This window comes from Prolixibacter sp. DSM 2831, assembly GCF_056493735.1.
This window is the reverse complement of record NZ_CM151379.1, coordinates 2,313,603-2,338,641: the sequence shown is the minus strand read 5'-3', so window position 1 is coordinate 2,338,641 and position 25,039 is coordinate 2,313,603. Positions and strand designations below refer to the sequence as shown.

Genomic DNA, 25,039 nt, shown 5'->3' with positions numbered 1-25,039 from the left:
CGTGCTGCTGAGATGAATTTCAGCAGCACGGGCAAGGATTTATATCCTGAAGTCTCTAAGATAGCAGAATTTACTCATACCGGAGGGCATCAATCGGATTTAAGCCGGCGGCCTTTCGGGCCGGATACCATCCAAAGAAGATACCGATGGCCGAGCAGACAAAAAACGACAGAATCACCGAACTGGACATCACATACACCGGCCACCCCATGATGGAACCGACCAGATTGGAAGCCAGGTAGCCCAGTATAATCCCCAGTATTCCCCCGATGACACTCAGCAGAACCGATTCGATGAGGAACTGCATCAAGATATCGATACCGCGGCCGCCGATGGACATCCGCAGCCCGATTTCGCGGGTACGTTCGGTCACCGACACATACATGATGTTCATGATACCGATACCGCCCACCAACAGCGAAATGCCGGCGATGGCACCAAGCAGGGCTGTCAGTACGTTGCTGATGGATGAAAAGGTACTCACCAGTTCCGATTGGGAGAACACCCGGAAGTCATCATTGTCGTTACCGGTCAGCTTATGTGATTTGCGCAACGCATTTTCCACTTCCGTGATGGCTGCATCGGCTTTTTGTTCGCTGGCGGCCGACATGCTGATTCCCTGGATATAGTCAATGGCCAGAATCCGCTTCTGAACCGTTGTGTAGGGCGCCATGATGATATCATCCTGGTCACGGCCGAACGAGTTCTCGCCCTTTGCGGCCAATACACCAATGATCTTCATCGGGACTTTATTAAAACGGATATTCTGTCCTACCGGATTGGCATCTTTCCCAAAAAGCTTTTCTACCACCGTTTGTCCTACCAGGCAGACTTTCCCCATTGTCTTTATTTCGCTTTCTGTGAACATACGTCCGCTCGACAGGTCGTACTTTTTGATGTTCAGGTACTGGTCATTGATACCGAATATCGATGTCGGCCAGTTTTCGTTGCCATATACCACCTGGCCGCTGGCCCGCAGTTCGGGCGAGACGGCTACAACATCGGGGCAACTTTTCTCTACCGCGGTAATATCTTTCAGCGTCAGCGACTCTGCATTCGAGTTTCCCAGCTGTACGCCTCCTCTTTCCTGGGAAGCCGGCATCACCTGGATGAGGTTGGTTCCCATGGACGACATCTGCTGCTGGATGCTTCGCTTCGAACCTTCGCCAATGGCCAGCATGGCAATCACCGAGGCCACCCCGATGATGATACCCAGCATGGTTAAGAATGCCCTGAATTTGTTTCTTCGCAAGGCATTGATGGCTATTTTGAATAGATTGGAAATATTCATCTCGCTAAGGTTTTAAAGTGAAACATCCACATCCTCGTCGGGAGGAAGGTTATCCAGCATTTCCTGCGCGCTCAGCCGGTCAGTCACCGGATGTTCGCCTTTGATCAGGCCATCGCGGAAAACAATGTTCCGCGTGGTAAAGCGGGCAATGTCCGGTTCGTGGGTTACAAAGACAATGGTTTTGCCCTTGTCGTTCAGGTCCTGGAAAAGGGCCATAATCTCGTAAGAAGTACGCGTATCCAGATTACCGGTGGCCTCGTCGGCCAGAATTACAACCGGGTCATTCACCAGCGACCGGGCAATGGCCACCCGCTGTTGCTGGCCGCCCGACAGCTGGTTGGGCATGTGGTGCATCCGGTCGCTCAAACCTACCGCGTTCAGTGCCTCCTTGGCGCGTTCTTTCCGCTCTTTACTGCTTACCTTGCTGTTGTAGTACAACGGCAATTCCACATTCTCCAGCGCCGAGGTTCGCGGTAGCAGGTTGTACGCTTGAAAGACGAAGCCCAGTTTCCGGTTCCGCAAACCCGCCAATTCGTTCCGGTTCAGATCGCCCATGTTGATGCCGTCGAGCTGATAATCGCCTGAACTTGGCTTCTCGAGGCACCCCAGTATGTTCAGCATGGTTGATTTTCCCGAACCGCTTGCTCCCATAATGGCAACAAACTCTCCGGTATGAATCTCCATGTCGATGCCCCGCAATGCACGCACCGTTACTTCGCCCACGTGAAAATCCTTGTGCAACTGATTGACCTGTATGATGGTGCTGTTTTCCATTTCTTTACTTTTTATTCTTGTTTCGTCGCCCCGGAGGTGTCGGCATGAACGGACTCCTGGCTTCTTCCGATGAGTTGTCTGCCAGTTTCTTCTCACTCATCGACAGCACAACCTTCTCTCCTTTTTTCAGACCGGAAAGAATCTGCACATCGGTTCCGTCGTTGATGCCGGTTTTTACGGTTACCGGATGGAGCATCACACCATCTTTCACCCATACATGTTGCTCTTTCTGTCCGTTTTCGTCCTGTTTTTCACCGGAAGGTGACAAGGTTTTCCCTTTGTTGGGTTCAATTGCCATCGCTGCGTTATGCGGACGTTCGTTTTCAGGAAGTTGGCTCATGTAGGCCTGCATCAACTGTGGATCGGGTTTGAACAATAGTGCCTGGACCGGAACTTTTAGTGCATCGTTCGATTCCTTTACGAAGATGGTGGCGCTGGCCGTCATTCCCGGCAGCAATTTCTTGTCAGGATTAGGAGCCGAGATGATAACGGTAAATGTTACCACGTTATTGGTCGTCACCGGCTCTAATCGTATTTCGGTTACCGTACCTGCGAATTTCATATCAGGGTAAGCGTCTACCGTGAATTCCACCCGCTGTCCGTCTCTCACCTGACCAATATCGGCTTCGTCCACGTTGGCTTCCACCTGCATTTGTGTGAGGTCGTTGGCGATAGTGAACAGCGTCGGGGTGTTGAAACTCGCAGCCACCGTCTGACCTTCGTCAACGGCACGGTTAAGTACTACGCCATCAATGGGCGAATAAATCGTTGCGTAATCGAGGTTCGTCTTGCTTTTGTCGTACCCCGATTGAGCGCTGATGACGTTGGCTTTGGCCTGCTCGTAATTGTAGACCGCCTGGTCGTAATCGGTTTGCGAAATCAGTTGTTTCTCGTATAAGGGTTTCAGCCGTTCGTAGTTGGCCTTTTGGTATTTCAGTTCCGCTTTTGCGTTGTCGAGCGTAGCCCGGGCCTGGTCAAGCGAAAGCCGTAATGGTTCTTCATCGATTTTGGCCAGCACCTCTCCTTTTTTTACGTGCGAGTTAAAATCGACATACAGTTTTTTGATGCGGCCCGAAACCTGCGTACCGACTTCTACTGTTTGAATGGCCTGAAGGGTTCCGGTGGCGGTTACCGTATTGCTGAGGTAACCGGTGTCGGCCGTAGCCGTCTTGAAATCGATGGTTTTATCCTTGTCTTTCATAACATTGCTCACTAGCAGTCCGCCTATGGCAATCACCGCAATGGCCGATATAATAATGATAGTCTTCTTTTTCATGTGTGTTTATATTACAGGGTTAACGGTATTCCCGAATAGAAATCGAGGATTTTATAGTCGAATATCAAGGTGTATTTCGATTGCAGCAGATTGCTCTGAGCGGTAATCTGGTTGGTTTTCTGTACCAGGAAATCCACCGAGTTAATGAGTCCCTGGCGGAACTTTTCTTCGGCCACCAGGTACGACTCATTGGCCGCGTCGTATTTCTCCACGCTGGCTTCGTACTGAATCTGTGCCGATTTCACGTCGGTACAGGCCTGCTCAATCTCTTTCCGCAACTGGTTTTTCACATCGATTTCCTGCAGCTCGGCATTCTGTGTCCCGATTTGCGCCAGCTCTACATTCGACTTGACCTGCTTGTTATCGAATATCGGGATGGACAGGCTCAGTCCCACCGAAGGCGTCAGCTTATCGCTGAGCTGGGTGCTGTAACCCGAACCGGTCAGCAGGCTCGAATAACCCGTATTAACTCCGGCATCCAACGACAGTTTGGGTAGATATCCCGCTTTGGCGATGTTCACATCGAGGGCAGCGCTCTGCTTGTTCAGCTCCACACTTTTCACTTCGGGTTTAAAACCCAGGGCTTTCAGGTAAACATCCTGCGGATTGGGGCTGCGTTGCTGATTGACCAGCGAATCGAGCACCGGGCGGACCACATGGAAGTTATCGGTTACCGGAAGCTCCATCAGCTGCATCAGGTTCAGGCGGGCAATGGCCAAATCCTTTTCGGCGTTCGCCAAAGTCAGTTTCTCACTGGCCAGCTCCGATTTCACCTGCAGGTATTCCGACTGGGAAATCACCCGGAGCGATAGCTTTTCCTTGGCCAGTTCTACCTGCCCCTGTGTCGACTGAATCTGGTTTTGGGCATTGGTCACGGCTTCCTGCGCATAGAGCACCTGCAGATAGGCGTTCAGGATATTCAGGCTCACGGTTTCCTTATTGGTCTGAATATCGTAGTTGCTGCTTTGCAGGTTCAAATCGGCCTGCTTGATGGCATTGGTCAGCTTCGAGCCGTTGAAGAGCGTCAGGCTGGAGTTCACACCGTAGTCGGTGCTGTTGGCCCCTGCGTAATTATCGTTAATGCCGTTGCTCTTGCTCCAGCTGAAATGCTGATTGACCGATGCATTGAGGGATGGCAGCTGATTAGCTCTTGCCTGGTCGGCATAAACTGTGTTGCTTTGGTAGGTTAGCTCACTCCCCCGCACGGTGACATTCTTTTTCAATGCATACTGAATACAGTCCTGCAAATTCCAGTGGATCGAGTCGGCCGGTTGCGCCGAAACACCCGAATTGGAGAAATACAGGATGATGATTCCGATGATGGAAATATGCCTGATGATTGTTCTCATGCTTTCGCGTTTTGATTTTACCGAAAGGTAGTTTCCGGCAAAGCCGATTGAAAGCAGAATAGACCGGGCCAGGGATTTTATCGACGAAGGGAAGGATTTTATCGAAGGAAAATTACACGAAACGAAGTTCGACGAAGCCAATTGCACTTCGAGGTTGCAGGGAAGCAGAACAATGAATTCCCGTATACCGCCGATTGCTCCCGGCCACGATATATCGTGGCCCTACCGATGGAACCGGAGGAGAACAATAGTATCCACAGAAACAATATCAGTCACAGTAACCTCAATTGCGCAACCTGAAACTTGAAATCGTCCAACGTCGAATGTCAAAGGTCTAAAGTCACCTCCTAACGACAGCAACCGCGAAACTCATCCGTGTGTATCCGTGAATTTAATCCGTGTCCATCCGTGGAGGTTTCTTAACACTCTTTCCAACCTGAAACTTATCATGTCTCCTGTCTCTCCTCTCTTATCTATAATTAAAACCTGCTATACAATACCCGGGAAAAGAGATTTTTTTTGCCCATATTACTACCCCATTCGTGTAAAGCGAAAACACCGCTGATAACCGGTGAAATGCAACTGCCCCATTAACGGGAACGCTAAAACCTGTGTAATGAATCAAAATGCCAAAACCAAAAAGGAACTCATCGCTGAGTTGCAGGAGCTGCAACAGAAATACCGGGCGTTAAAAAACAAATTCGACAAAAACATAGCAGGTCGGAAGCAGGCCGATTTGGATTTGCAGACAAGCGAAGAGCGTCTTCGCGAAATCAATAAGACAGATTGGGTGTGGGAAGTCGACGAAAAAGGCTTGTATACCTACACTTCGCAAACCGGTATCGATATGTTCGGCTCGTCGCCGGATGATATCATCGGGAAGACCCCGTTCGATTTCATGCCGCCGGAAGAAAAGGAACGCATCGCCCCGCTGTTTGCAGAGATTGTCGACAAAAAAGCCCCCATTAAGGATATGGAGAACTGGGTTATCACGAAAGATGGTGAATTGCGTTGTGTGCTCACCAATGGTGTTCCCATTCTCGACGAAAAGGGAAATTTAAAAGGCTACCGGGGCGTCGACCGGGATATCACCGAAAGGAAGAAAGCGGAAGCCGAAATCAAGCGCATGAATGAAGAACTGCTGATTAGCAATGCCGAAAAAGACAAATTCTTCTCCATCATCGCCCACGATTTGCGCAGCCCGTTTAACAGCTTTCTGGGCCTGACCCAGGTTATGGCGGAAAACCTGCAGGACCTGACCATGGAAGAGATACGCAAGTTCTCGTTAACCATGCGCGACTCGGTTTCGCACCTGTACCGCTTGCTCGAAAACCTGTTGCAGTGGTCGCGCATGCAGCAGGGAATGATCCTGTTCAACCCGGAAATCATTCCCCTCTGCTCCATCATCATCGACAGCCTGGATATCCTGGCAGAACCCGCGCAGGCGAAAGAGATTGAGATCACCTGTGCCATCCCCAACAACCTCGAGGTATTCGCCGATGTAAATGTGGTGCAGACCATCATCCGGAACCTGGTTTCCAATGCGATAAAATTCACGCCCCGCGGCGGAAAAGTCGACATTGCAGCCAACCTATTGCCCGACCGTTTTATCGAAATATCCGTTGCCGACACGGGAATTGGAATGGACCGGGAGATGCTGGACAAGCTGTTCCGCCTCGACGGGAAAGTCAACCGCGAAGGAACCGAAGGAGAAACCAGCACCGGACTCGGTTTGATTCTCTGCAAGGAGTTCATCGAGAAACAAGGTGGAAAGTTATGGGTGGAGAGTGAGGTAGGAAAAGGCTCTGTCTTCTATTTCACCCTTCCATTTGCCGAGGAATCGGAAAAGCGAAACCTGGGCGAAAACGGAGCCATTGTTTCCGAACCGGACGATGAAGACGGTAACCTGAAAGTGCTGATTGTTGAAGACGATGAAACATCGGAGTTAATCATATCCATTGCCGCGAAGATGTTTGGCAACGAAATTGCTTTGGCGAAGACCGGTGAGGACGCGGTGATAATTACCCGCGGCAATCCCGATATCGATTTGATTTTGATGGATGTGCAGATACCCGGTTTGGATGGCTACGAGACGACCCGTCAGATACGGGAATTCAACAAAGATGTTATCATTATCGCCCTAACCGGCTTCGGTTTTACCGGCGAACGCGAGAAAGCCATCCAGGCGGGATGCAACGACTACTTCTCCAAACCGGTAAACAAATACAAGCTAAAAGCCGTCCGGCAGAAGTATTTCAGTAAATAAACGAACTATGCTCCAACCCTATATCCTGGCAGGTTTTCGCAACCTGTCAGGATTTTTTTTGTCATCACATTCCGAATATCATTCAGGGGAATACAGGTACAGGCTGAAAGCCTGATACTTCAAAGCCCGGGGTAACGCCTACGAGTGTTCGAAACAATGTTTTCTACTCACCCCAACCCTTCTCTAATCATAGAGAAGGACTCACGCCGCTGCATATTCGAAAGGCATCATTTCCAAAAACAACCTGATATCCCGTCGGGGAGAATGCAAATACAAACTTCGATGCTATCACCGGCCCCCGCCCATCTTTACTTGTAGAGTGGGGCAATTCGGACGCAGTCCGGATGGGGTGAGTAGATAAAAATCCAACCAACGAGTACCGCTGCCAGGTGAGGCAAAACAGGCTGAAGGCTTGATATTTCAAATCTGCTTTCCCGATAACTTCTTACAAGGTTTCGAACACTCGTAAGTAACGCCCCGGGGAAAGAATAATGTATAAACAGAAGCCTGAAAGGCTTCAACAACCATATCAGGTGTCGAAAAGAACAGGTGCCAGCCCTACAGGCTGGTTGAATGACGAACCGCACTCATACCTGGGGCGCTACCCCAGGCTCTGGAATGAAAGCCTTTCAGGCTTTTTGGGGTTGGATTGCCCCCAATTGGATTGAGGTGAAGAATTGTTTACCAGGTGTTACGGGGATGAAGACGAAATCCCTGACAGGGTTTGGAACCCTGTCACGGTATGATGTTTCCATTGATCACGCTGTCAGGTGATACAGGCTCAAAGGCTTTTCCGGCAAGAACCCCCCTGTCGGGGCGTGCCACCACCAACAGAGGGAAGCTCGATGAAAGCCCGGAGCCCTAACCCGATGTAATTTCGCGATCTAAAAACTTTTTGGGAGCCTCCCAGCCGTATTTTTTCGATCTGAAAACTTTTTGGGAGCCTCCCAGCCGTATTTTTTCGATCTGAAAACTTTTTGGTCGATGTCCAGCTATATTTTTCCGATCTGAAACGTTTTGGGAAGCACCCCAGCTAAAAATTCCCGATCTAAAAATTTTTAGGGACCTATTCCAAACCTATTTACCGATCTAAAACTTTTGGGGAGCCCGAACAGAATATTTTTTTCGATCTAAAACTCTTCAGGGACCAATTCAGAACCTATTTACCGACTTAAAAGCTTTTAGGGACAAAATCCGGAATGATTTACCGACCTAAAAGTTTCTAGGGGCAAAATCCAGAGCGGTTTATCGACCTAAAAGTCTTCAGAAACAACTTTTGGAGCAGTTCGCCTCCCTAAAAGCTTTCAGGAGTGAATTCAGAATCAACTCGTCGACCAAAAAACTTTTAGAAATACGATCGGGAGCGCTTGACCGGCAAGAGAATTTTTGGGCGACGCGATCAAAATCGGTTTGGCCCGTAAAATTCCTGACGAACCTGGCGGTAAAAAATTTTTTTTCGCCAATTTTTTCATACGACGAAACCAACATGAATTGTTGTCGTCAAATTCCTGTGGTGGGTCACCCGAAGTATAGTTCCACAGATAAAATAATGAGACAACATAAACAATGTCCGGTTTCTGCATTATTTTCATTGAACACACATTCCTACACCCTACCAGCCACCAGACGAAAGGTTTCTTATGTTTAGGAGCAGGTTTTGGATAGGATTGATACGATAGCACTTTATTTTATTGGAGTTTTGCTGTATTCTACCCTATATGAACGTTGGGGTGTTGAAAAGTTATTGGGTGAAAATATTTAGAGTATATGGAAGTAATAAAATGAACCACTAATTTAGACGTCTATAGTAGCTGAGTTAAATTAAGAATTTACTTTTCATAAACATTTTCAACCATACGAAGCATAACTAAAGGTTCTTTTAAATAGCTTAATACCAATAATTCCATTTACAATAGTAATGAATATTATGACAAAAACAATTGCCGGTACAGTATTAGCATTCCTTGTAAATTTTTTATTGCAAGGTTCTATAGCATATTTCGTAGGGCGTAATCAAGGTGAGATATTCTCCAGTGATGTGTTACGGCAGCCGTCTGGCAATTTTGTTCAGACCATCTTGATAAAGAGTTTAAAAGAAAGTGTTACAAATGATTTAGAACTAGAATTGCAAAATGGTGTATTAAAATCAATTTTATACAATGACTATTTAGATATTGATACAACAAGTACAAAACTCATAAAAATCAGCAAAATATATTCAAAAAGAAGTTATACGATCCAGTTTACGTTAAAGAGTGTTAATGGCTCAACTCCTAAGATTATTCCACTGAATTATTCTGATTTAAAATATAAATACTCAAGAGTATCTGAGTTAGATAAATCAAATAGGCACTTAATCTGGCAAGTACTTATTACAAGCCTACTTTATGCATTGTTTTTTGGTTCATTTTACTATTGGTACAGAGAAGAAATATTTAAAAAAGATAAACTATTCGACAAAACAAACAAGGAGTTCAAACAATTATCTAAAAGTACCGCCCAATTAAAAAACACTGTGCAACGAATGAAACTATTATATAATAGACAGTTAAGAGATACTCGAACTGAAAACCAGTTTTACCGAGATTTAGTGAAAGAAATAATCAAGACAAACGATATAAAGGATTTGGATGATAAACAGCTAACAGATATTGTCACCGCAAAATTGAAAACTTTTTCAACCAAGAGCGATTTACCTGAAATAGAAACTATTGATATTATTTCTCATATGCTTAAACAGAAAAAGAAATAAGCTTTCTTAAGTTTTATTAATTTAAAGAAGTTTTCGATTTCAATTAGTACCAGAGAACAAAGTCACGTTATTATAGTGAACAGTGTTATGAAGCAAATGTCATTCACCTTTAACATTCTATGAAAATCGACCGCATCGACCATATTGTACTGACCGTTGCCAACATGGCGGCAACCATCGAGTTTTACACCGAAATACTGGGCATGGAGCTGGTGGTTTTCGGGAATAACCGGAAAGCGTTGTCGTTTGGAAGGCAGAAAATCAACCTGCACCCAAAAGGCAAGGAATTTGAGCCCAAAGCCTCCGCTCCCACCTGCGGATCGGCCGATATTTGTCTCGTCAGCGCCACCGCCATTGAGGAGGTGCAGGCCGAGCTCATCAATAAGGGCGTAAAGATTATCGAGGGCATTGTGGAACGGACCGGCGCCACCGGGAAAATCCGCTCGCTTTACCTCCGCGACCCGGACGGCAACCTGATTGAGATTAGTAATTACGCGTAAATTATTTGGAGACAGATTTCTCCATTGAAACGGAAAACAATTATTTTTGATGTCGTTCACTAACAGACCAATATCTTAAATCCACCCATGAAATCTCCTAAGAAGGTTCTGAAACATATCTATTTACCGATATTGACAGCAACCGTTGTCATTATCGGACTTTATACCCTGGCTCATTATCTATTGATTATTCGGTACCATTTGATCGAACCGAAAGAAATACTGGTTGATCTTTTTTTGCCAATGGGAATAGCAGCACTTTTTGCTTATCTATTTGTCCGTCCGAAAGTGAGTTTTCTGGTGGTGAAAGATAAGACTGAAGATTTTCTTAGTCTTATAAGTGTATTCGCTATAGGCGTCCCTCTGATTATCATGCAACTCTACATCAACACCGAAAATGGCAAGTTAACTCCTCTGAAAAGTACAACAGAGATTACTCAACATCCCAGGACCAAGTACTACCAAATTGACAACTACTATGCTTTTAAGAAGTTTAGTAGTTTTTCGGTTTCCAGAAAAAGCGCAAACCGATATGGAACGGAGATATGGATTAATGTTCATTTTACCTGTCCGATGGTCGATACAACCCAATACTACGGTTCGATGACCGATTTAAATGTATGGATTGGGAAAACCTATGGTCAGAGATTCCCAAACCATAAGTGGGATATGAAAGAGCAGCCAGAAAAAATTCAACGGTTCATTGACAAAAGCATAAAAGAATTCAGAGGGTATAATTTCCATCCGCAGAACTATTTCAAGCGTTTAACGAACTCAGAAGAACGGGATAACTTTATTGAAGCCATTAAAAGAGTACCGCAAGGGGACGAAATAATCCAACACGTTACCATTCTTGAGTCAGAGGAAGGTACTTATGCGACCCGGAATGGAAGTAAACTGGCTTGGCTTATAGGCACATTTTTAGGTTTTCAATTACTCTTCTTTCTCCTGATATATAACAGACCAATCAAAACACGCCTATTAAGCAAGTACCAAAAGCTTGACTCCAGTGAAAAAATAAAGCAATCGATTGGTATCATCGCTTACCTGGTTCCAGCTAAAGGAAGATTTGCAACTTCGCTGTTAGTTGACATCAACCTATTGGTTTTGCTTGTTATGGTAGCCAGCGGAACCAATTTAATGGAACCTTCGTCAATAGACTTACTGCATTGGGGTGCCAATTTTCGCCCACTTGTCGAGCAAGGAGAATGGTGGCGGTTGTTTACATCCATCTTTGTTCATGCCGGGCTTGTACATTTAGTACTAAACATGTTTGCATTAGTTCTCATTGGTATTTTCCTGGAAGAAGCTTTAAGTCTCCCGGAATACCTCATCCTTTATCTCCTGACCGGTGTTATATCGAGCATATCCAGTATGTTTTTTCATGAAAGAACTCTCAGCGTAGGGGCATCAGGCGCTATTATGGGGCTCTATGGCATCGGATTGGCTATGATCCTTTTAAATAACGATTTGAAGAAGTCCCGCGGCATTTTATCAATTGGCTTGCTCGTAATTATCGGTCCCACCCTATTCATGGGACTTATTGCGCCTGTTGACAACGCCGCACACCTTGGTGGGTTGATTAGTGGGTTCATAATTGGTTTGATTTATATTCCGATAAAAAAATACCTGCTTGAGACAAGCTAAGATTCAACATATGGTTGTCACCACACTAAATATATCTAAAGTGATTTCTGTAAATTCCATAAGATATAAAGGCCTATTGCTCGAAAGTAGCAGACATATATTTTATTCAATAAAAATTCCATGAACAACATCCTCACCCGCCTCCGTGAAGAACTGCAAAACAATGCAACGGAAGAAACCCGGATATCGGGGCAACGCTTTTTCAAGGGAGAACTAAAATCCTACGGCGTGAAAGCCGCGGTCCTCCATAAAATCAGCAAGGAGTACTGGAAAGAGCTGAAAAAGGAGAACAAAGCGGATATTTTCGCCTTATGTGACCGATTATGGCAGTCGGGTAACCTGGAAGAGTCATTTGTAGCTTGCAACTGGGCCTATTCCCTGCGCAAACAGTACGTTCCGGAGGATTTCGGTGTGTTTGCGAATTGGGTAACTAATTATGTGAAAAACTGGGCTTCGTGCGATACATTATGCAATCACACCATCGGCGACTTTGTGATGATGTACCCGGAGTTTCTGGGGAAACTAAAGGAATTTGCCACCTCCGATAACCGATGGGTGAAACGGGCTGCTGCCGTCTCACTGATTGTCCCGGCACGAAGAGGTCTGTTTTTGGAAGAAATATTCGCCATCGCGGATATTTTACTCCTGGATACCGACGACCTGGTACAAAAAGGTTATGGCTGGATGTTGAAAGCCGCGAGTCAGGCCCACCAGCAGGAAGTGTTCGACTACGTGGTGCGCAACAAAGCCGTGATGCCCCGTACAGCACTTCGGTATGCTATAGAGAAGATGCCGAAGGAGATGAAGGCGGTAGCGATGGCGAAATAGAAGAGGTTTCAGGTTTCAAGTTACAGATTGGGCTTCGTGGTTTTTATCGTTTCTGTTGCTACTGTTGTTCCTATTGTTGGTTACAGGTTCAGCCGAATCGTTCTCTTCATTTTTCATTTCTCATTGTTCATTAATTACAGGGTTTCAGGTCACGCTTCGTCGTTGCTGTTAGATAATCTCCTATTCTCCCCATCACCCAATCGCCCACTCTCCACTTCACCCTTTCTCCCACTCTCCATTTTGGTTTCCGTTGAAAATACTATCTTTCGTTCGCCTGAAAAAGGCGGTTTCCTGAACGATAATAAATAAAAACCTCTGATACATGCAGTTATTCTCATCCATCCGTTTGATTCGTATTTTGCCGCTTGTAGTGGCCGGAATCATGGGCTTCGCTTCCATTGCCAATGCACAAAACAGTCCGGTAGTGGCTGAAGGTGCTCAGTTGAAACTCATTTCCAACCAGTTTTCTTTTACCGAAGGGCCGGCAGCTGACGCCAAAGGAAATGTTTATTTCACCGACCAGCCCAACAACAAAATCTGGAAATACAGCACCACAGGCAAACTGTCTGTTTTCATGGACAATACCGGCCGTTCGAACGGGATGTATTTCGATCGGAAGGGGAACCTCATCACCTGTGCCGATTTGCATGACCAGCTTTGGTCGATTTCTCCCGATAAGAAAGTAACCGTGCTGATAAAAGATTTCAAGGGACACCGGCTCAATGGTCCCAACGACGTCTGGATTGACCCGAAAGGCGGCATGTATTTCACCGACCCGTACTATCAGCGCGACTACTGGAAACGCAAGCAACCCGCCATCAAAAAGCAGCGTGTTTACTACCTCACGCCCGACCGGCACAAGGTGATTATCGTTGGCGACGACCTGGTGAAACCCAACGGCATCATTGGCTCACCGGATGGCAAACAGTTGTATGTCGCCGATATAGGCGCCAACAAAACCTACGTGTATCAGATTGAAAAGAACGGTCACCTGACCGACCGGAAGCTATTCACCGACATGGGATCGGATGGCCTCACGCTCGATGCGGAGGGCAATCTCTACCTCACCGGAAAGGGTGTGACCGTCTTCAACAAGCGGGGGCAAAATATTGACCACATTGACGTGAAACAGGACTGGACAGCTAATGTGACGTTTGGAGGACCGCATTTCAAGACATTGTTCATTACCGCCAGTCATGGATTTTACAAGTTGCCCATGAAGGTGAAAGGAGCAGGAGCAATGAGAAATGAAAAATGAACAATCATTAAATAGTTACAGGTTGTGCTCCGCGGTTTCTGTAGTTTCTGTGGTTCCTGTTGTCGGGCTTCGCATTTCGGGTTACAGGTTGCGCTTCAACTTTGCTTTTGCCTTTGGCCCGTTTTCTTTTACTAAGAAAGAAGACACCAGACTCCAGACGATAAAACTCAGATAGATTACTCATTATTCATCAGGCTGAAGGCATGCACGCAATTCGTATTTTCATTGTTGGCTGCCCTCGGCCGTTAGCCGGACTGTTAACCTTGTTGCCTTTATCACGTTAAAAGGCTAAAACCTACACACCTGAAACATGAATAAAGGACGTTTGGAAGCCTTCAGCGACGGAGTGCTGGCGATTATCATTACCATTATGGTACTGGAAATTAAAGTACCCCATGGTCATGACCTGGTTGATTTGAAGCCGCTAATCCCGGTATTTCTGAGTTATGTACTGAGCTTTATCTACGTGGGAATCTACTGGAACAATCACCACCACATGATGCACACCGTGAGGCGGGTGAATGGCAGCATTTTGTGGGCCAATTTGCATCTGCTTTTCTGGCTTTCACTCATCCCGTTTGTGACAGGCTGGATGGGCGAAAATCAATTCAGCTCCACGCCTCTTGCCCTATATGGAGTGGTCCTGTTAATGGCTGCGATAGCCTATTTCATCCTGCAAAACCTGATCATCAAAAGTCACGGACATACTTCTCTTCTGGCGAAAGCCATTGGAAAAGATATCAAGGGTAAAATATCGCCGATATTGTACCTGATTGCTATCGGCTCCAGCTGGTTGAGTCAATGGTTTTCCGGAGGTATATACATTCTTGTCGCCCTCATCTGGCTGATTCCCGATAAACGGATAGAACGGACAATTGCAGAAACCTCTTCCAAACATTGATGTATTCGATTTCTATCCGAAACGAAGAGCTCTTCTTGTGATGTCCCCTGCAAATTGTGTAAGTTTGCCGATTCATTTCAGAATGTAACCGCGAACAAAAACAGAACTCATGTCTTTTAAAGGAATTATTTTCGATTTGGATGGTACGTTGCTCGATACCATCGAAGATATTGCCGATTCGATGAACCGGGTGCTCAGCGAGAACAACCTGCCCACCCACGATAACGAGGCTTATCGGCTATTTGTCGGTAGTGGTATCAGAAACTTAGTAAGGGAAGCTTTGCCCGAATCGCAACGGGATGAAGCAACCATCCGGGCTTACTTCGAAACAATGTACAGTCTTTACAAGAAAAATTGCGTTAACAAGACCCGCCCGTACGATGGGGTTACCGATTTGCTGGATGAACTGGCAGCCCGCGATTTAAAACTGGCCATCCTTTCCAACAAAGCCGATGAAATGACGCAACAGACTGCCAGGACACTTCTTCCGGAAGAATATTTCACAATCATCGCCGGGCTGACAGATGAAAGTCTGAAAAAACCCAATCCGCAAAAAGCGCTTCAAATGAGCAAAGAGATGGGGATTGAACCCAAAGAGATGATTTACGTAGGCGACACGGACGTGGATATGCAAACTGCCAATAACGCCGGGATGTACGCCGTTGGTGTTCTGTGGGGTTTTCGGGGTGAAGAAGAGCTGCGCGCCAACGGTGCGAAGAAAACCGTTGCACATCCTTCAGAGTTGATGACATTACTATAGCAATCGTCAACGTTTTTCTCTTTTGCTTTCGGGTTCTCTGTTAAAGTTCTTAATTTCAAGGGAAATAACTTCTTCCGAACCTGAAACGAGAAATCATGCCGAAAGCTGAAGAGATTCTTGACGGACTACATGCCATTGCAAATGATTATGTCACGCTGGCTAAAATCTGGCATCTCCTTTTCTATATTTTGATTGTCGCCCTGCTGGCTGGTTGGAAACCTTCGAACCAGTTACTGGCAAGCATTTTGTGCCTTCCGTTGCTGACGGTAGCTCTGCTGGCCTGGATGAGAGGAAATCCCTTTAATGGAACTTCGTTTACCGTTTTGGCCATCATAGTCTTCATTTTTAGCATGCAAATATCTGGTTTACCTGTAACTATGTCGCAAAAGCCGTTTGTCGTAGCCGGAATCCTCATAATGGCTTTTGGTTTGGTTTATCCCCATTTCATCGAAACCAATTCTCACATCGGTTATCTGTACGCCTCGCCCGCTGGTTTAATTCCCTGTCCCACCCTGTCGGTTGTCATTGGATTTCTATTGGTTTTTAACGGGTTGAATTCAGCCTACATCTCATTGGCTTTCGTCATTGCCGGACTCTTTTATGGTTTGTTTGGCTTACTGAAGCTGAAAGTACAACTCGACCTGTTCCTGGTAGTCGGGGCCGTCGTGTTATTGATCAAATATTTTTCGCTGACTTGAACTTCGAGAATAAAACTTACGTAAGAATATTCAATCACAAACAAAACACCCTGAAGATGCTCAGATATATCATTAAAGTACTGCTGACCTCTATCCTGATTGTTACTATTTCGGAAGTTGGAAAACGCAACTCGATTATGGCGGCCATATATGCGTCGCTTCCGCTGACTACGTTTTTGGCTATGATTTGGTTATATCTCGACACGCATGACGTTGGGAAAGTTGTGAGTCTTTCCTGGAATGTTCTTCTGGCTGTTATTCCCAGCTATGTATTTTTAATTTCCTTTCCTCTATTAGTCAAAAGTGGGCTCAGCTTTTGGATTGCCTTATTTCTTTCCGTGGTCTTTACCGCCCTGGCATATTGGCTATATGTGATGACATTGAAATATTTTGGCATCCATATCTAATCAATCGGAAATTAACTCCAACTTAAAGAAACCGTGTCGGATTTCCTCTATTTGTTTTGCAAAGAGTTGGTAAATCCGGAGAGGCGCTTAATTTTAAGGACGAAAGCAAATGCTCTCCTAAATCCGAACAAGACGCTTTGGATTTAGGAGACATCATCAAACTGCTGCCTTATGATGCCCTTACTGATTGTCCTGGCCGGCGTTATATTACTCCTGCTGCTGATTACCGCATTCAAGCTCAATGCCTTTATTTCGTTTACGTTGGTTTGCCTTTTTGTTGGGTTGGCCATGGGCCTGCCGTTAAATGCCATCATCGATGCCCTGAAAAAGGGAATGGGCGAAACGCTCGGCTTGCTGGTTTTGATTCTCGGATTTGGAGCCATGCTGGGTAAACTGGTGGCCGACAGCGGTGCGGCACAGCGAATCACTCAAACATTGGTCGAAGCCTTTGGTTTGAAGCGAATCCACTGGGCCCTGATGTTAACCGGCTTTATTGTCGGTATCCCCATGTTCTATTCCGTCGGCTTTGTCATCCTCATACCCATCGCCTTCACCATTGCCGAGGCAACGGGGCTTCCTTTGCTCCTGGTCGGATTACCCATGCTGGCGTCCCTTTCAGTAACACATGGCTATCTGCCCCCACACCCCGCTCCAACAGCCATAGCAGCTATGTTTCATGCTGATATCGGCGATACCATGATGCTCGGTTTGCTCATTGCCATTCCGGCCATCATCATCGCCGGACCGATACTCTCTCCCCGCTTCAAAAAAATTAAGGCGAAACCATTAGCAGATTTCACCGGACATGAAGTTTTGGACGAAAAGGATCTACCGTCGACGTTCATCAGCATTTTAACTGCTTTGATGCCCGTTATTTTGATCGCCTTTTCAGGGATAGCGAATCACTTCATTCCAAAAGAAAGCGCCATTTATCCATACATTGAAGGGATTGGCAATCCGGTTCTGGCGATGTTACTCTCTGTACTTTTTGCTATCTGGTCATTGGGAATCCGTCGCGGAAAGCGTATTCCCGACATCATGGACCGGCTGGCACACGCTGTATCCAGTATTGCCATGATATTGCTGATTCTGGCAGGCGCCGGAGGTTTGAAAGAGGTTTTGGTCGCCAGTGGCATCAGCGAATATTTAGGAGAATTACTCAGACATTCGCAAATGTCTCCGTTGTTCCTTGCCTGGCTGATTGCCGCGGTCATTCGGGTGTCAGTCGGCTCAGCCACTGTAGCGGGAATGACCGCAGCCGGAATCGTTCTCCCGTTAGCATCGTTACCACACGTATCGCCCGAATTAATGGTGCTCGCGATTGGTTCAGGAAGTTTAATGCTGTCGCATGTGAACGATGGTGGCTTTTGGATGTTTAAAGAATACTTTAACCTTTCGGTGAAAGAAACCTTTATGACCTGGACCGTAATGGAAACGACCATTTCCCTGGTCGGTCTGGCAGGTGTTTTCATCATCAATCATTTTATATAAACCAAACTAAGATGAGCACAGTAGAAGAAAAAATTAAAACACTGGGACTGGAATTACCACCCGCTCCTCCGTTGGGTGGTATTTATCGTCCGGTTGTAATTACCGGAAACCACCTCTATGTTTCCGGACAAGGCCCGCTCAAAAGCGATAAGCAATTAATCAAAGGGAAAGTTGGACGCGATTTAACGGTGGAAGAAGGACAAGTCGCTGCCCGTCAGGTAGGGCTGGCTATGCTGGCCACCATCAAAGCGCAAATTGGCGATTTAGGCAAAATCAAACGCCTGATTAAAACGCTTGGAATGGTCAACTGCTACCCTGAATTTGAACAGCATCCGCAAGTCATCAACGGTTTCAGCCAGTTAATGGTCGATGTTTTTGGCGAAGAAAACGGTAAAGGTGCCCGCAGTGCCGTTGGCATGTTTCTTCCCGGTAATATCGCTGTGGAAGTAGAATGTATTTTCGAACTGCACGAAGAAGCCTGATATGTGGTACTCCGTCACCAACGAATCATCGGTTTTTACGCCGTCCGTGTTGCTTTATCCCGATCGGATAGAAGAGAATATCCGGAGAATGATTGCGATGGCCGGTGATGTCAAACGGCTGCGTCCGCATGTGAAGACTCACAAGATTGCCGAGATTATTCAGCTACAGGTGCAGATGGGAATCCGCAAATTCAAATGTGCGACGCTGTCGGAAGTAAAAATGGTGGCTGAAAACGGCGGCGAAGACATCTTGCTGGCTTATCCGCTGCTCGGTCCGGCAATAAACTGGTTCCTAGAATTCACCAGTCGCTTGCCGGATAAAACCTTTGCCGTTACCATCGACTCGCTAGCAGCAGCCCACGTGCTCGACACCGCGGCTTTTCAGAAAGGCCAAACGGTTCGGGTTTTCATCGACCTGGATACCGGCATGCACCGGACCGGAATCATTCCCGGTTTGGCCGAAATCATCGTCGATTTTATTCATGGTAGTAAAAATCTTCGTTTTGCAGGTTTTCACTTTTATGATGGCCATGTTCACGAAATAGATTTAGCGGAGCGGAAGGCTCATATCGACCGTGACTACGAAAGCGTCGCTCAGCTGATGAAGAATGTAAAAGAGAAAGGCATCGACGTGGAAGAAATCGCCTGCGGAGGTACACCCACATTTCCGATACATGTGCAATACCCTGAACGAACACTTTGTCCGGGAACGCCCATACTTTGGGATGCGGGCTACACCGAAACCATCCCCGACCTCGATTTTCTACCTGCTGCCGTTATTGCCGGAAGAGTCATCAGTAAACCTCATGGCAATGTCTGCTTCGATTTGGGTTATAAGGCATTTGCATCGGAAATGCCGCACCCGAGGCTCCAATTTCTCGATTTTGAGCCCGGAGAAGTGGTCAATCACAGCGAAGAACACTTGGTCGTAGCTCCCGACCGGAAAGAGGATTTCGAAATCGGAGAGCTGGTCTATGCCTTACCGAAGCACATTTGCCCCACGATGGCGCTCCACGAAAAAGTGTATGTGGTCACCAATCATCAGGTAACCGGAACCTGGAACGTAATCGCCCGAAAAAGAATTTACTAAACAGCTAATAGACAAATGGAAAACGACAAAATATTGTGCTTCGACGCTCACCTGGACATCTCGATGAACGCCATGGAGTGGAACCGCGACCAGCGATGGACGGTAGAACAAATCCGCGAAAGCGAAAAAGGCATGACCGACAAACCCGATCGCGGCCGAAACACCGTTTCATTTCCGGCCTTACGGGAAGGAAATGTTGGATTGGTCGTCGCTACCCAGATTTCAAGAGTCGTGAAGCCGGGAAGTCCCATTCCGGGCTGGTATTCACAGGAGCAGGCCTGGGCGCAAACACAGGGCCAGTTGCAATGGTACCGTACCATGGAAGAAGCCGGCGAAATGAAGCCGATTGTAGACAGTCAAACCTTAGATGAAAGTCTTGCATTGTGGGAAAAACCGGATGGGAAAGCCCCTATTTGCTATCTGCTTAGCCTGGAAGGTGCTGATTCCATCATTTCGATGAATCACCTGGAAAGAGCTTACAACTATGGCTTACGAGCTGTTGGTCCTGCCCATTATGGCCCGGGAGTCTATGCCAACGGAACGGATTCTTCCGGCAGGCTAAACGCAAAAGGTGTCGAACTGCTGAAGACCATGGAAAAGCTGGACATGATTCTGGACATGACTCACCTGAACGATGACGCTTTCTGGCATGCGCTGGACATTTATAAAGGGAATATCTGGGCCAGTCACAACAATTGTCGTCAATTTGTCGATCATAACCGCCAGTTCAGCGACGAGATGATAGGAGAATTGGTCAACCGAAATGCGGTCATTGGAGTCGCACTTGATGCGTGGATGATGGTTCCTGACTGGATTCGCGGTGTTTCCACCCCCAAAGACCGGAATGTGACACTGGACATCATGGTCGATAACATCGATCATATCTGTCAACTGGCCGGCGATTCGCAGCATGTAGGTGTTGGTAGTGATTTGGACGGAGCCTTTGGTAATGAGCAGTGTCCCTACGACCTGGATACGATTGCAGACATACAAAAACTGCCGGGATTACTCAAAAAGAGAGGCTTTAGTGATGAAGATGTGCAAAACATCATGCACGGCAACTTTGTGCGGTTTCTGCAGGAATATTTCCGGAAATAAGAAAATATAACGCCAACAAAAAAGCTCCCTTGTATTGAATGAACAAGGGAGCTTTTCTATTTTTTCACTTTTGGGTCTTAGAACATCGGCAACACCGGCTTGGTACCCATGATTTCGTCAATCCGGTCTTTTACTTCCGGCGTGAGTTTGGGATACACCTCCAGTGCTTTCAGGTTCTCTTCCAGCTGCTCTTTCCGGGTCGCACCCAAAATAGCAGTCGTCACATTCGGATTACTAATCGTCCAGGCAATTGACAAAGTCGCCAGTGATGTTCCCAGCTCATCTGCCACGTTCTGCAGGTTACGAACCCGTTCAATTTTATCGTCGTTCAGGATGTTGTTTTTCAGCCACTCCATCTTTTTGTCATCCAAACGCGAGCCTTCCGGGATGCCATCATTGTATTTTCCCGTCAGAAGACCCGAAGCCAGCGGACTCCAGATGGTTGTTCCCAAACCGACATCTTTGAAAATCGTCAGATAATCTTTTTCCAGTTTAGTGCGCTCGAACAGATTGTACTGTGGCTGCTCCATGGTCGGGCCAATGAGGCGATACTTTTCGGCCACCATAAACGCTTCCATAATTTCGGCAGCACTCCATTCCGAGGTTCCCCAGTAGAGGATTTTTCCCTGCTGAATCAGGTGATTCATCGTCCAAACCACTTCTTCAATGGGGGTTTCCTTATCGGGACGATGGCAGAAATACAAATCAAGGTAATCTGTCTGCAAACGCTGCAATGCTTCGTTACAGGCTTCTACCAGGTGCTTACGCGAAAGGCCGCGTTGCGTCGGCTTATTATCTTCGCCATGAATACCGAAAAACACCTTACTCGACACCACATACGAAGTACGGTCCCACTGTTTCTTCTTCAGGACACGTCCCATCATTTTTTCACTTTCGCCCATCGCATAGGCTTCCGCGTTATCGAAAAAGTTGATACCGCGGTCGTAAGCGAGTCCCATCAGCATATCAGCTTTGCTGTCATCGATTTGCTGATGAAAGGTCACCCAGCTACCCAGCGATAACGTACTCAGTTTTAATCCGGATTTTCCGAGTCTTCTATATTCCATTGTTTTTATATTTTGATTTTATAAGGTTTCGAATGAAACTCCTACCGGGAAAAACAAAACGAAGAAAGGAAAGGTTCAGAAGGGTTACAGGAATGCCGGTAAAAGAAAAGCTCCCTGCTTGATTCAGTCCAACAGGGAGCTTTCAAAAAATATTTCGATAATTGTCTTCTCTTATAAAACCTTCGGCAAGTTGTTCATGAAATACTGTGTGTTCTTCAGCTCGTATTCTTCCGGCGCTTTTTTCCAATCCATGTCAATGCGGACAACCGGAGAAGACAACAACGCACCAATCTCATTCTTCGTCAATGTTACTGAGCCATTGTAATAGGAAATGTTGTAGTTGTCAAAGAAGTGGTCTTTAAAACCCGGGTTGTATTGAAATTTCAACTCCTGACCACTCGCCAACACAAATGTTACGTCTTTCACATCTCTCATGAAACCGAAGTACCGATTGGCATCTCCAACTGCTGCAGCCCATTCCAGTCGAATCGATATCACTCCTTTTTCGTTGACACACTCAGCACTACAACGCATCCGTCCTTTTTCTTCGCCAAAGAAACGGGCCAGTCGCGGACTGGAAACATCGATGATTTGCACCTTCAATGTCGAGTCGACCCGGCTCGAATCAATCTTCATGGACCAGGAAGCCTGTTTAGCTGCTGGTGCCGGAGCAACCGCAGCCTGCTGTGGCTGAGGATTGGGATTCGGAAGTGTATCTATAATCGTTTGTCCTTCGTCGTATTTCCAGGTTCCGTTGGGAAACAACAAAACCTTATTACCGGCTGCGGTAGTCGCCCTGATTTGAGCCGAAACCTTACCACCAACCAATAGCATCAACAGAAAAGCAATAGCGTAAAATATTCTCATGGCAATGAATTTCCGTCTAAAATACAAACTTTATCCGCTCATTCGTCCGGAAAACGCAGATTACTTACCTGCCAAATGTGCTTTTAAATCTTCCACAAACGGCAGCAAATGATCGACGGTAACATGTTCCATTACCACAATTTTGAACCAGTTCGGCGCGTGGTGACTATCGGGAACCAGACCATATTTTTCCACCAATTCAACCGGAATACTGGCGGCTCGCATGGTTACCAGGTTCGATGATGGATTCCGGTAAAAGGGAACATTCAGTTCTTCCAACTGATTGCAGAGCCACTCGGTGCGGTAATTCAGAATGTGAATCTTCTCGAACCAACCGTGAGGACCGTAAGTCTGCAAAATCATCCAAACGGCGATGGCATTGGCACCGGAACGGCTTCCGATAATGGTAGCATCCATTCCCTGGACATACTGTGCTTCCTCGGTTGTAGCATATTTCATCCAGCCTTTCCTGATAAGAAAAACACCGGTACCGAACGGAGCCTGCACCATCTTGTGTGCATCCAGCGTGAATGAGGTAATCTCCGGATTCCGGAACGTCAAATCTTCATCAGCCGTACTGAACGGATAAACGAACCCGCCGTAAGCACCATCGATGTGAATCTTGTATTCGACGCCGGCTTTTTTCAGTGCGTTCACATACGTGTCGATTTTATCGACCGAACCAAACATGGTGGTCATCATATTCGAAACCACAATAAAATAGGCTATTCCGTTGGCTTTCGCCTCCTCCAGCTTTTGGTCCAGCACTTCCGGTTGGATTTCACGGGTAGTATCATCGACCGGAACGGAAATCACCGGCAGGTTCATGATATTACCGGCTTTTGGCATCGAGTAGTGGGAATCGGCCGAGCAGAGAATAGCAATCTCACTGTTCTTCGCTCCTTTTTCGCGTAAGAAAAAATTGCGGTAAATCCAGATGGCCTGCATGTTGGCTTCGGTTCCACCGGACGCAATATAACCGTCCTGAGCATCCGGCTCACCTTTCAAAATATCTTCGGCTACCAGCGCAACTAATTCGCGCTCGATCTGCTGCGTTCCGGCAAAAAACTGTTCAGAATCTCCCAGTGTATGACAGCCGATATGATTCGGATTGTGCACCATGGCCGACAGGAACGGCGCATCTTTCAAGTAAGTGGCATCCTGGTTAAACACATTTTCATCGAGGTGCGAAGCCGGAATTCCCAGCGTAGTTCGCTCTTTATAATTGACATTCCGGTTCAGGGCGCCAAATACGCGCTCCCTAATCTCATTTCCGGTTAGCTTTTTCCAATATCGCATAGTCTAATTTTTAACCGGAACAAAGATAAACAAGCAAACAACGAAGGGATGTGATGGATGTCAGAAAAACGGATGATTGCTCAATTCTACCGGTCTTCGCTGTAAACTGCTTCCCGTTTTTCCTGCCGCTTGTAGTGATTATTCGCCAGGTACGAGCGGTAAAAATTGAAGATTCCGCCCGTTAAAAAGAAGATACTGCCCACAATGTATTCCCAGGCCATGTAACTGTAAAGCTTCTGCTGAAAAGCGGTTTGCTTGTGACTCCAGAGATAAGGAACCGAAGCCAGTAAGAAGATAACAGACCCGATGGTGAAACAGATAGCAGTGGCATTCATTAATTGAAGCGTAAACATTGATCCGGCCTGAATAATCTGGATGACATTGATAAAAGCACCAACCAGGAAAAGCAGGCTTCCCCAGATAAAACACCAACTTCCAGCCACGACAAAATCAATTTGAGACAGGAAAAACAAACTACCGATAATAAACAGTACCGTTCCGGAGACATAAACACCGGCAGCAAACAATTCCAACCGTTCCCAAAACGAAGCGTTCTCGCGGCTTCGCAGGTAAGCGGAAGCTTCGAACAAATCGTGAACCGTTACAATGAGGTAAATCAGCGAGCCACCAAAGAAGATCCACGCGCCGGTATCGGCATAGTGCGCGTACTTCGGCAGGAAGAAAATGCTGCCCAGAACAAAGGTGAGTCCGCCCAGCAAATACAAAACCGAGTTGACCGACTCCCAGCTAAAGTGCCTCGAGCCGGCAGGTTCATCAATAAAAAGGTTGTGTTGTCGGGGACGATTGGTAAACAGATGCGGCATACCCTTGGCTGATTTTCTATTTTCTGGTCTGCCAAAGTAATGAAATGCGAACAATCTGCCGAAAATCGGAAAAAGAAATTGATTGACCCGCCTCTGTTGGCCTTACCTGTTCTT

General features: G+C 46.6%; 22 protein-coding genes. 14 read left to right on the top strand and 8 right to left on the bottom strand.

Features of this window, described 5'->3' with window-relative positions; translation table 11 throughout:
• Nucleotides 1-70: 70 nt before the first annotated feature.
• Genes AC060N_RS09415 through AC060N_RS09400 form a run of 4 tightly spaced genes read right to left on the bottom strand, consistent with a single transcriptional unit; the run spans nt 71 to nt 4,690 of the window.
• Nucleotides 71-1,291 (bottom strand): ABC transporter permease, encoded by a 1,221-nt coding sequence (locus AC060N_RS09415; protein ID WP_479526873.1) that lies wholly within the window; start codon nt 1,289-1,291, stop codon nt 71-73.
• A 12-nt stretch (nt 1,292-1,303) separates the two neighbouring features.
• The gene (locus AC060N_RS09410; RefSeq protein WP_479526872.1) at nt 1,304-2,065 is read right to left on the bottom strand and encodes an ABC transporter ATP-binding protein; all 762 of its coding nucleotides are present in this window, start codon (nt 2,063-2,065) and stop codon (nt 1,304-1,306) included.
• Between the two features lie 4 nt (nt 2,066-2,069).
• Nucleotides 2,070-3,341, bottom strand: coding sequence for an efflux RND transporter periplasmic adaptor subunit (locus tag AC060N_RS09405; RefSeq protein ID WP_479526871.1), 1,272 nt, complete (start codon nt 3,339-3,341; stop codon nt 2,070-2,072).
• Between the two features lie 11 nt (nt 3,342-3,352).
• A complete protein-coding gene (locus AC060N_RS09400; RefSeq protein ID WP_153638985.1) occupies nt 3,353-4,690 on the bottom strand; it encodes a TolC family protein in 1,338 nt (445 codons plus the stop codon).
• Between the two features lie 616 nt (nt 4,691-5,306).
• On the opposite strand from AC060N_RS09400, the gene AC060N_RS09395 reads away from it, so the two are divergent.
• The 14 genes from AC060N_RS09395 to AC060N_RS09330 all read left to right on the top strand — a co-directional run bounded on the left by AC060N_RS09395 (nt 5,307) and on the right by AC060N_RS09330 (nt 20,868).
• Nucleotides 5,307-6,956 (top strand): hybrid sensor histidine kinase/response regulator, encoded by a 1,650-nt coding sequence (locus tag AC060N_RS09395; RefSeq protein ID WP_479526870.1) that lies wholly within the window; start codon nt 5,307-5,309, stop codon nt 6,954-6,956.
• A 1,927-nt stretch (nt 6,957-8,883) separates the two neighbouring features.
• Nucleotides 8,884-9,708 (top strand): hypothetical protein, encoded by an 825-nt coding sequence (locus AC060N_RS09390; protein WP_479526869.1) that lies wholly within the window; start codon nt 8,884-8,886, stop codon nt 9,706-9,708.
• Nucleotides 9,709-9,827: 119 nt separating this feature from the next.
• Nucleotides 9,828-10,208 carry a VOC family protein gene (locus AC060N_RS09385; RefSeq protein ID WP_479526868.1) on the top strand — a complete coding sequence of 127 codons (381 nt, stop codon included), beginning with the start codon at nt 9,828-9,830 and terminating at the stop codon, nt 10,206-10,208.
• Nucleotides 10,209-10,295: 87 nt separating this feature from the next.
• On the top strand, nt 10,296-11,855 hold the full coding sequence (locus AC060N_RS09380) for a rhomboid family intramembrane serine protease (protein WP_479526867.1): 1,560 nt from the start codon (nt 10,296-10,298) through the stop codon (nt 11,853-11,855).
• 120 nt (nt 11,856-11,975) lie between these two features.
• Nucleotides 11,976-12,683 carry a DNA alkylation repair protein gene (locus AC060N_RS09375; protein WP_479526866.1) on the top strand — a complete coding sequence of 236 codons (708 nt, stop codon included), beginning with the start codon at nt 11,976-11,978 and terminating at the stop codon, nt 12,681-12,683.
• Between the two features lie 322 nt (nt 12,684-13,005).
• On the top strand, nt 13,006-13,941 hold the full coding sequence (locus tag AC060N_RS09370) for an SMP-30/gluconolactonase/LRE family protein (RefSeq protein WP_479526865.1): 936 nt from the start codon (nt 13,006-13,008) through the stop codon (nt 13,939-13,941).
• Between the two features lie 310 nt (nt 13,942-14,251).
• Nucleotides 14,252-14,842 (top strand): TMEM175 family protein, encoded by a 591-nt coding sequence (locus AC060N_RS09365; RefSeq protein ID WP_479526864.1) that lies wholly within the window; start codon nt 14,252-14,254, stop codon nt 14,840-14,842.
• A gap of 109 nt (nt 14,843-14,951) precedes the next feature.
• Nucleotides 14,952-15,602 (top strand): HAD family hydrolase, encoded by a 651-nt coding sequence (locus tag AC060N_RS09360; protein WP_479526863.1) that lies wholly within the window; start codon nt 14,952-14,954, stop codon nt 15,600-15,602.
• 95 nt (nt 15,603-15,697) lie between these two features.
• Nucleotides 15,698-16,300 (top strand): hypothetical protein, encoded by a 603-nt coding sequence (locus tag AC060N_RS09355; protein WP_479526862.1) that lies wholly within the window; start codon nt 15,698-15,700, stop codon nt 16,298-16,300.
• Between the two features lie 56 nt (nt 16,301-16,356).
• On the top strand, nt 16,357-16,707 hold the full coding sequence (locus AC060N_RS09350; RefSeq protein ID WP_106543673.1) for a DUF3147 family protein: 351 nt from the start codon (nt 16,357-16,359) through the stop codon (nt 16,705-16,707).
• 171 nt (nt 16,708-16,878) lie between these two features.
• Nucleotides 16,879-18,198 (top strand): gluconate:H+ symporter, encoded by a 1,320-nt coding sequence (locus AC060N_RS09345; protein ID WP_479526861.1) that lies wholly within the window; start codon nt 16,879-16,881, stop codon nt 18,196-18,198.
• 11 nt (nt 18,199-18,209) lie between these two features.
• A complete protein-coding gene (locus AC060N_RS09340) occupies nt 18,210-18,680 on the top strand; it encodes a RidA family protein (RefSeq protein ID WP_479526860.1) in 471 nt (156 codons plus the stop codon).
• A 1-nt stretch (nt 18,681) separates the two neighbouring features.
• Nucleotides 18,682-19,770, top strand: coding sequence for a D-TA family PLP-dependent enzyme (locus tag AC060N_RS09335; protein ID WP_479526859.1), 1,089 nt, complete (start codon nt 18,682-18,684; stop codon nt 19,768-19,770).
• A gap of 15 nt (nt 19,771-19,785) precedes the next feature.
• On the top strand, nt 19,786-20,868 hold the full coding sequence (locus AC060N_RS09330) for a dipeptidase (protein WP_479526858.1): 1,083 nt from the start codon (nt 19,786-19,788) through the stop codon (nt 20,866-20,868).
• Nucleotides 20,869-20,945: 77 nt separating this feature from the next.
• Here AC060N_RS09330 and AC060N_RS09325 read toward each other — a convergent pair whose 3' ends face one another.
• From AC060N_RS09325 to AC060N_RS09310, 4 genes are all read right to left on the bottom strand, one after another.
• Nucleotides 20,946-21,935, bottom strand: a complete 990-nt coding sequence (locus AC060N_RS09325; protein ID WP_106543603.1) for a potassium channel beta subunit family protein — start codon at nt 21,933-21,935, stop codon at nt 20,946-20,948.
• A 171-nt stretch (nt 21,936-22,106) separates the two neighbouring features.
• Nucleotides 22,107-22,802 carry a hypothetical protein gene (locus AC060N_RS09320; RefSeq protein WP_479526857.1) on the bottom strand — a complete coding sequence of 232 codons (696 nt, stop codon included), beginning with the start codon at nt 22,800-22,802 and terminating at the stop codon, nt 22,107-22,109.
• 60 nt (nt 22,803-22,862) lie between these two features.
• The gene (locus AC060N_RS09315; RefSeq protein ID WP_479526856.1) at nt 22,863-24,101 is read right to left on the bottom strand and encodes a pyridoxal phosphate-dependent decarboxylase family protein; all 1,239 of its coding nucleotides are present in this window, start codon (nt 24,099-24,101) and stop codon (nt 22,863-22,865) included.
• A gap of 86 nt (nt 24,102-24,187) precedes the next feature.
• Entirely contained in the window at nt 24,188-24,925 is a 738-nt protein-coding gene (locus AC060N_RS09310) for a YrhK family protein (RefSeq protein ID WP_479526855.1), read from the bottom strand.
• Nucleotides 24,926-25,039 lie beyond the last annotated feature (114 nt).

What these genes read in the sequence shown, in the direction of transcription:
- AC060N_RS09355 (WP_479526862.1), top strand. Translation starts at nt 15,698, where the DNA reads ATGCCGAAAGCTGAAGAGATTCTTGACGGACTACATGCCATTGCAAAT.
- AC060N_RS09360 (WP_479526863.1), top strand. Translation starts at nt 14,952, where the DNA reads ATGTCTTTTAAAGGAATTATTTTCGATTTGGATGGTACGTTGCTCGAT.
- AC060N_RS09390 (WP_479526869.1), top strand. Translation starts at nt 8,884, where the DNA reads ATGACAAAAACAATTGCCGGTACAGTATTAGCATTCCTTGTAAATTTT.
- AC060N_RS09410 (WP_479526872.1), bottom strand. Translation starts at nt 2,065, where the DNA reads ATGGAAAACAGCACCATCATACAGGTCAATCAGTTGCACAAGGATTTT.
- AC060N_RS09385 (WP_479526868.1), top strand. Translation starts at nt 9,828, where the DNA reads ATGAAAATCGACCGCATCGACCATATTGTACTGACCGTTGCCAACATG.
- AC060N_RS09310 (WP_479526855.1), bottom strand. Translation starts at nt 24,925, where the DNA reads ATGCCGCATCTGTTTACCAATCGTCCCCGACAACACAACCTTTTTATT.
- AC060N_RS09375 (WP_479526866.1), top strand. Translation starts at nt 11,976, where the DNA reads ATGAACAACATCCTCACCCGCCTCCGTGAAGAACTGCAAAACAATGCA.
- AC060N_RS09350 (WP_106543673.1), top strand. Translation starts at nt 16,357, where the DNA reads ATGCTCAGATATATCATTAAAGTACTGCTGACCTCTATCCTGATTGTT.
- AC060N_RS09315 (WP_479526856.1), bottom strand. Translation starts at nt 24,101, where the DNA reads ATGCGATATTGGAAAAAGCTAACCGGAAATGAGATTAGGGAGCGCGTA.
- AC060N_RS09345 (WP_479526861.1), top strand. Translation starts at nt 16,879, where the DNA reads ATGATGCCCTTACTGATTGTCCTGGCCGGCGTTATATTACTCCTGCTG.
- AC060N_RS09370 (WP_479526865.1), top strand. Translation starts at nt 13,006, where the DNA reads ATGCAGTTATTCTCATCCATCCGTTTGATTCGTATTTTGCCGCTTGTA.
- AC060N_RS09325 (WP_106543603.1), bottom strand. Translation starts at nt 21,935, where the DNA reads ATGGAATATAGAAGACTCGGAAAATCCGGATTAAAACTGAGTACGTTA.
- AC060N_RS09330 (WP_479526858.1), top strand. Translation starts at nt 19,786, where the DNA reads ATGGAAAACGACAAAATATTGTGCTTCGACGCTCACCTGGACATCTCG.
- AC060N_RS09335 (WP_479526859.1), top strand. Translation starts at nt 18,682, where the DNA reads ATGTGGTACTCCGTCACCAACGAATCATCGGTTTTTACGCCGTCCGTG.
- AC060N_RS09415 (WP_479526873.1), bottom strand. Translation starts at nt 1,291, where the DNA reads ATGAATATTTCCAATCTATTCAAAATAGCCATCAATGCCTTGCGAAGA.
- AC060N_RS09380 (WP_479526867.1), top strand. Translation starts at nt 10,296, where the DNA reads ATGAAATCTCCTAAGAAGGTTCTGAAACATATCTATTTACCGATATTG.
- AC060N_RS09400 (WP_153638985.1), bottom strand. Translation starts at nt 4,690, where the DNA reads ATGAGAACAATCATCAGGCATATTTCCATCATCGGAATCATCATCCTG.
- AC060N_RS09395 (WP_479526870.1), top strand. Translation starts at nt 5,307, where the DNA reads ATGAATCAAAATGCCAAAACCAAAAAGGAACTCATCGCTGAGTTGCAG.
- AC060N_RS09365 (WP_479526864.1), top strand. Translation starts at nt 14,252, where the DNA reads ATGAATAAAGGACGTTTGGAAGCCTTCAGCGACGGAGTGCTGGCGATT.
- AC060N_RS09320 (WP_479526857.1), bottom strand. Translation starts at nt 22,802, where the DNA reads ATGAGAATATTTTACGCTATTGCTTTTCTGTTGATGCTATTGGTTGGT.
- AC060N_RS09405 (WP_479526871.1), bottom strand. Translation starts at nt 3,341, where the DNA reads ATGAAAAAGAAGACTATCATTATTATATCGGCCATTGCGGTGATTGCC.
- AC060N_RS09340 (WP_479526860.1), top strand. Translation starts at nt 18,210, where the DNA reads ATGAGCACAGTAGAAGAAAAAATTAAAACACTGGGACTGGAATTACCA.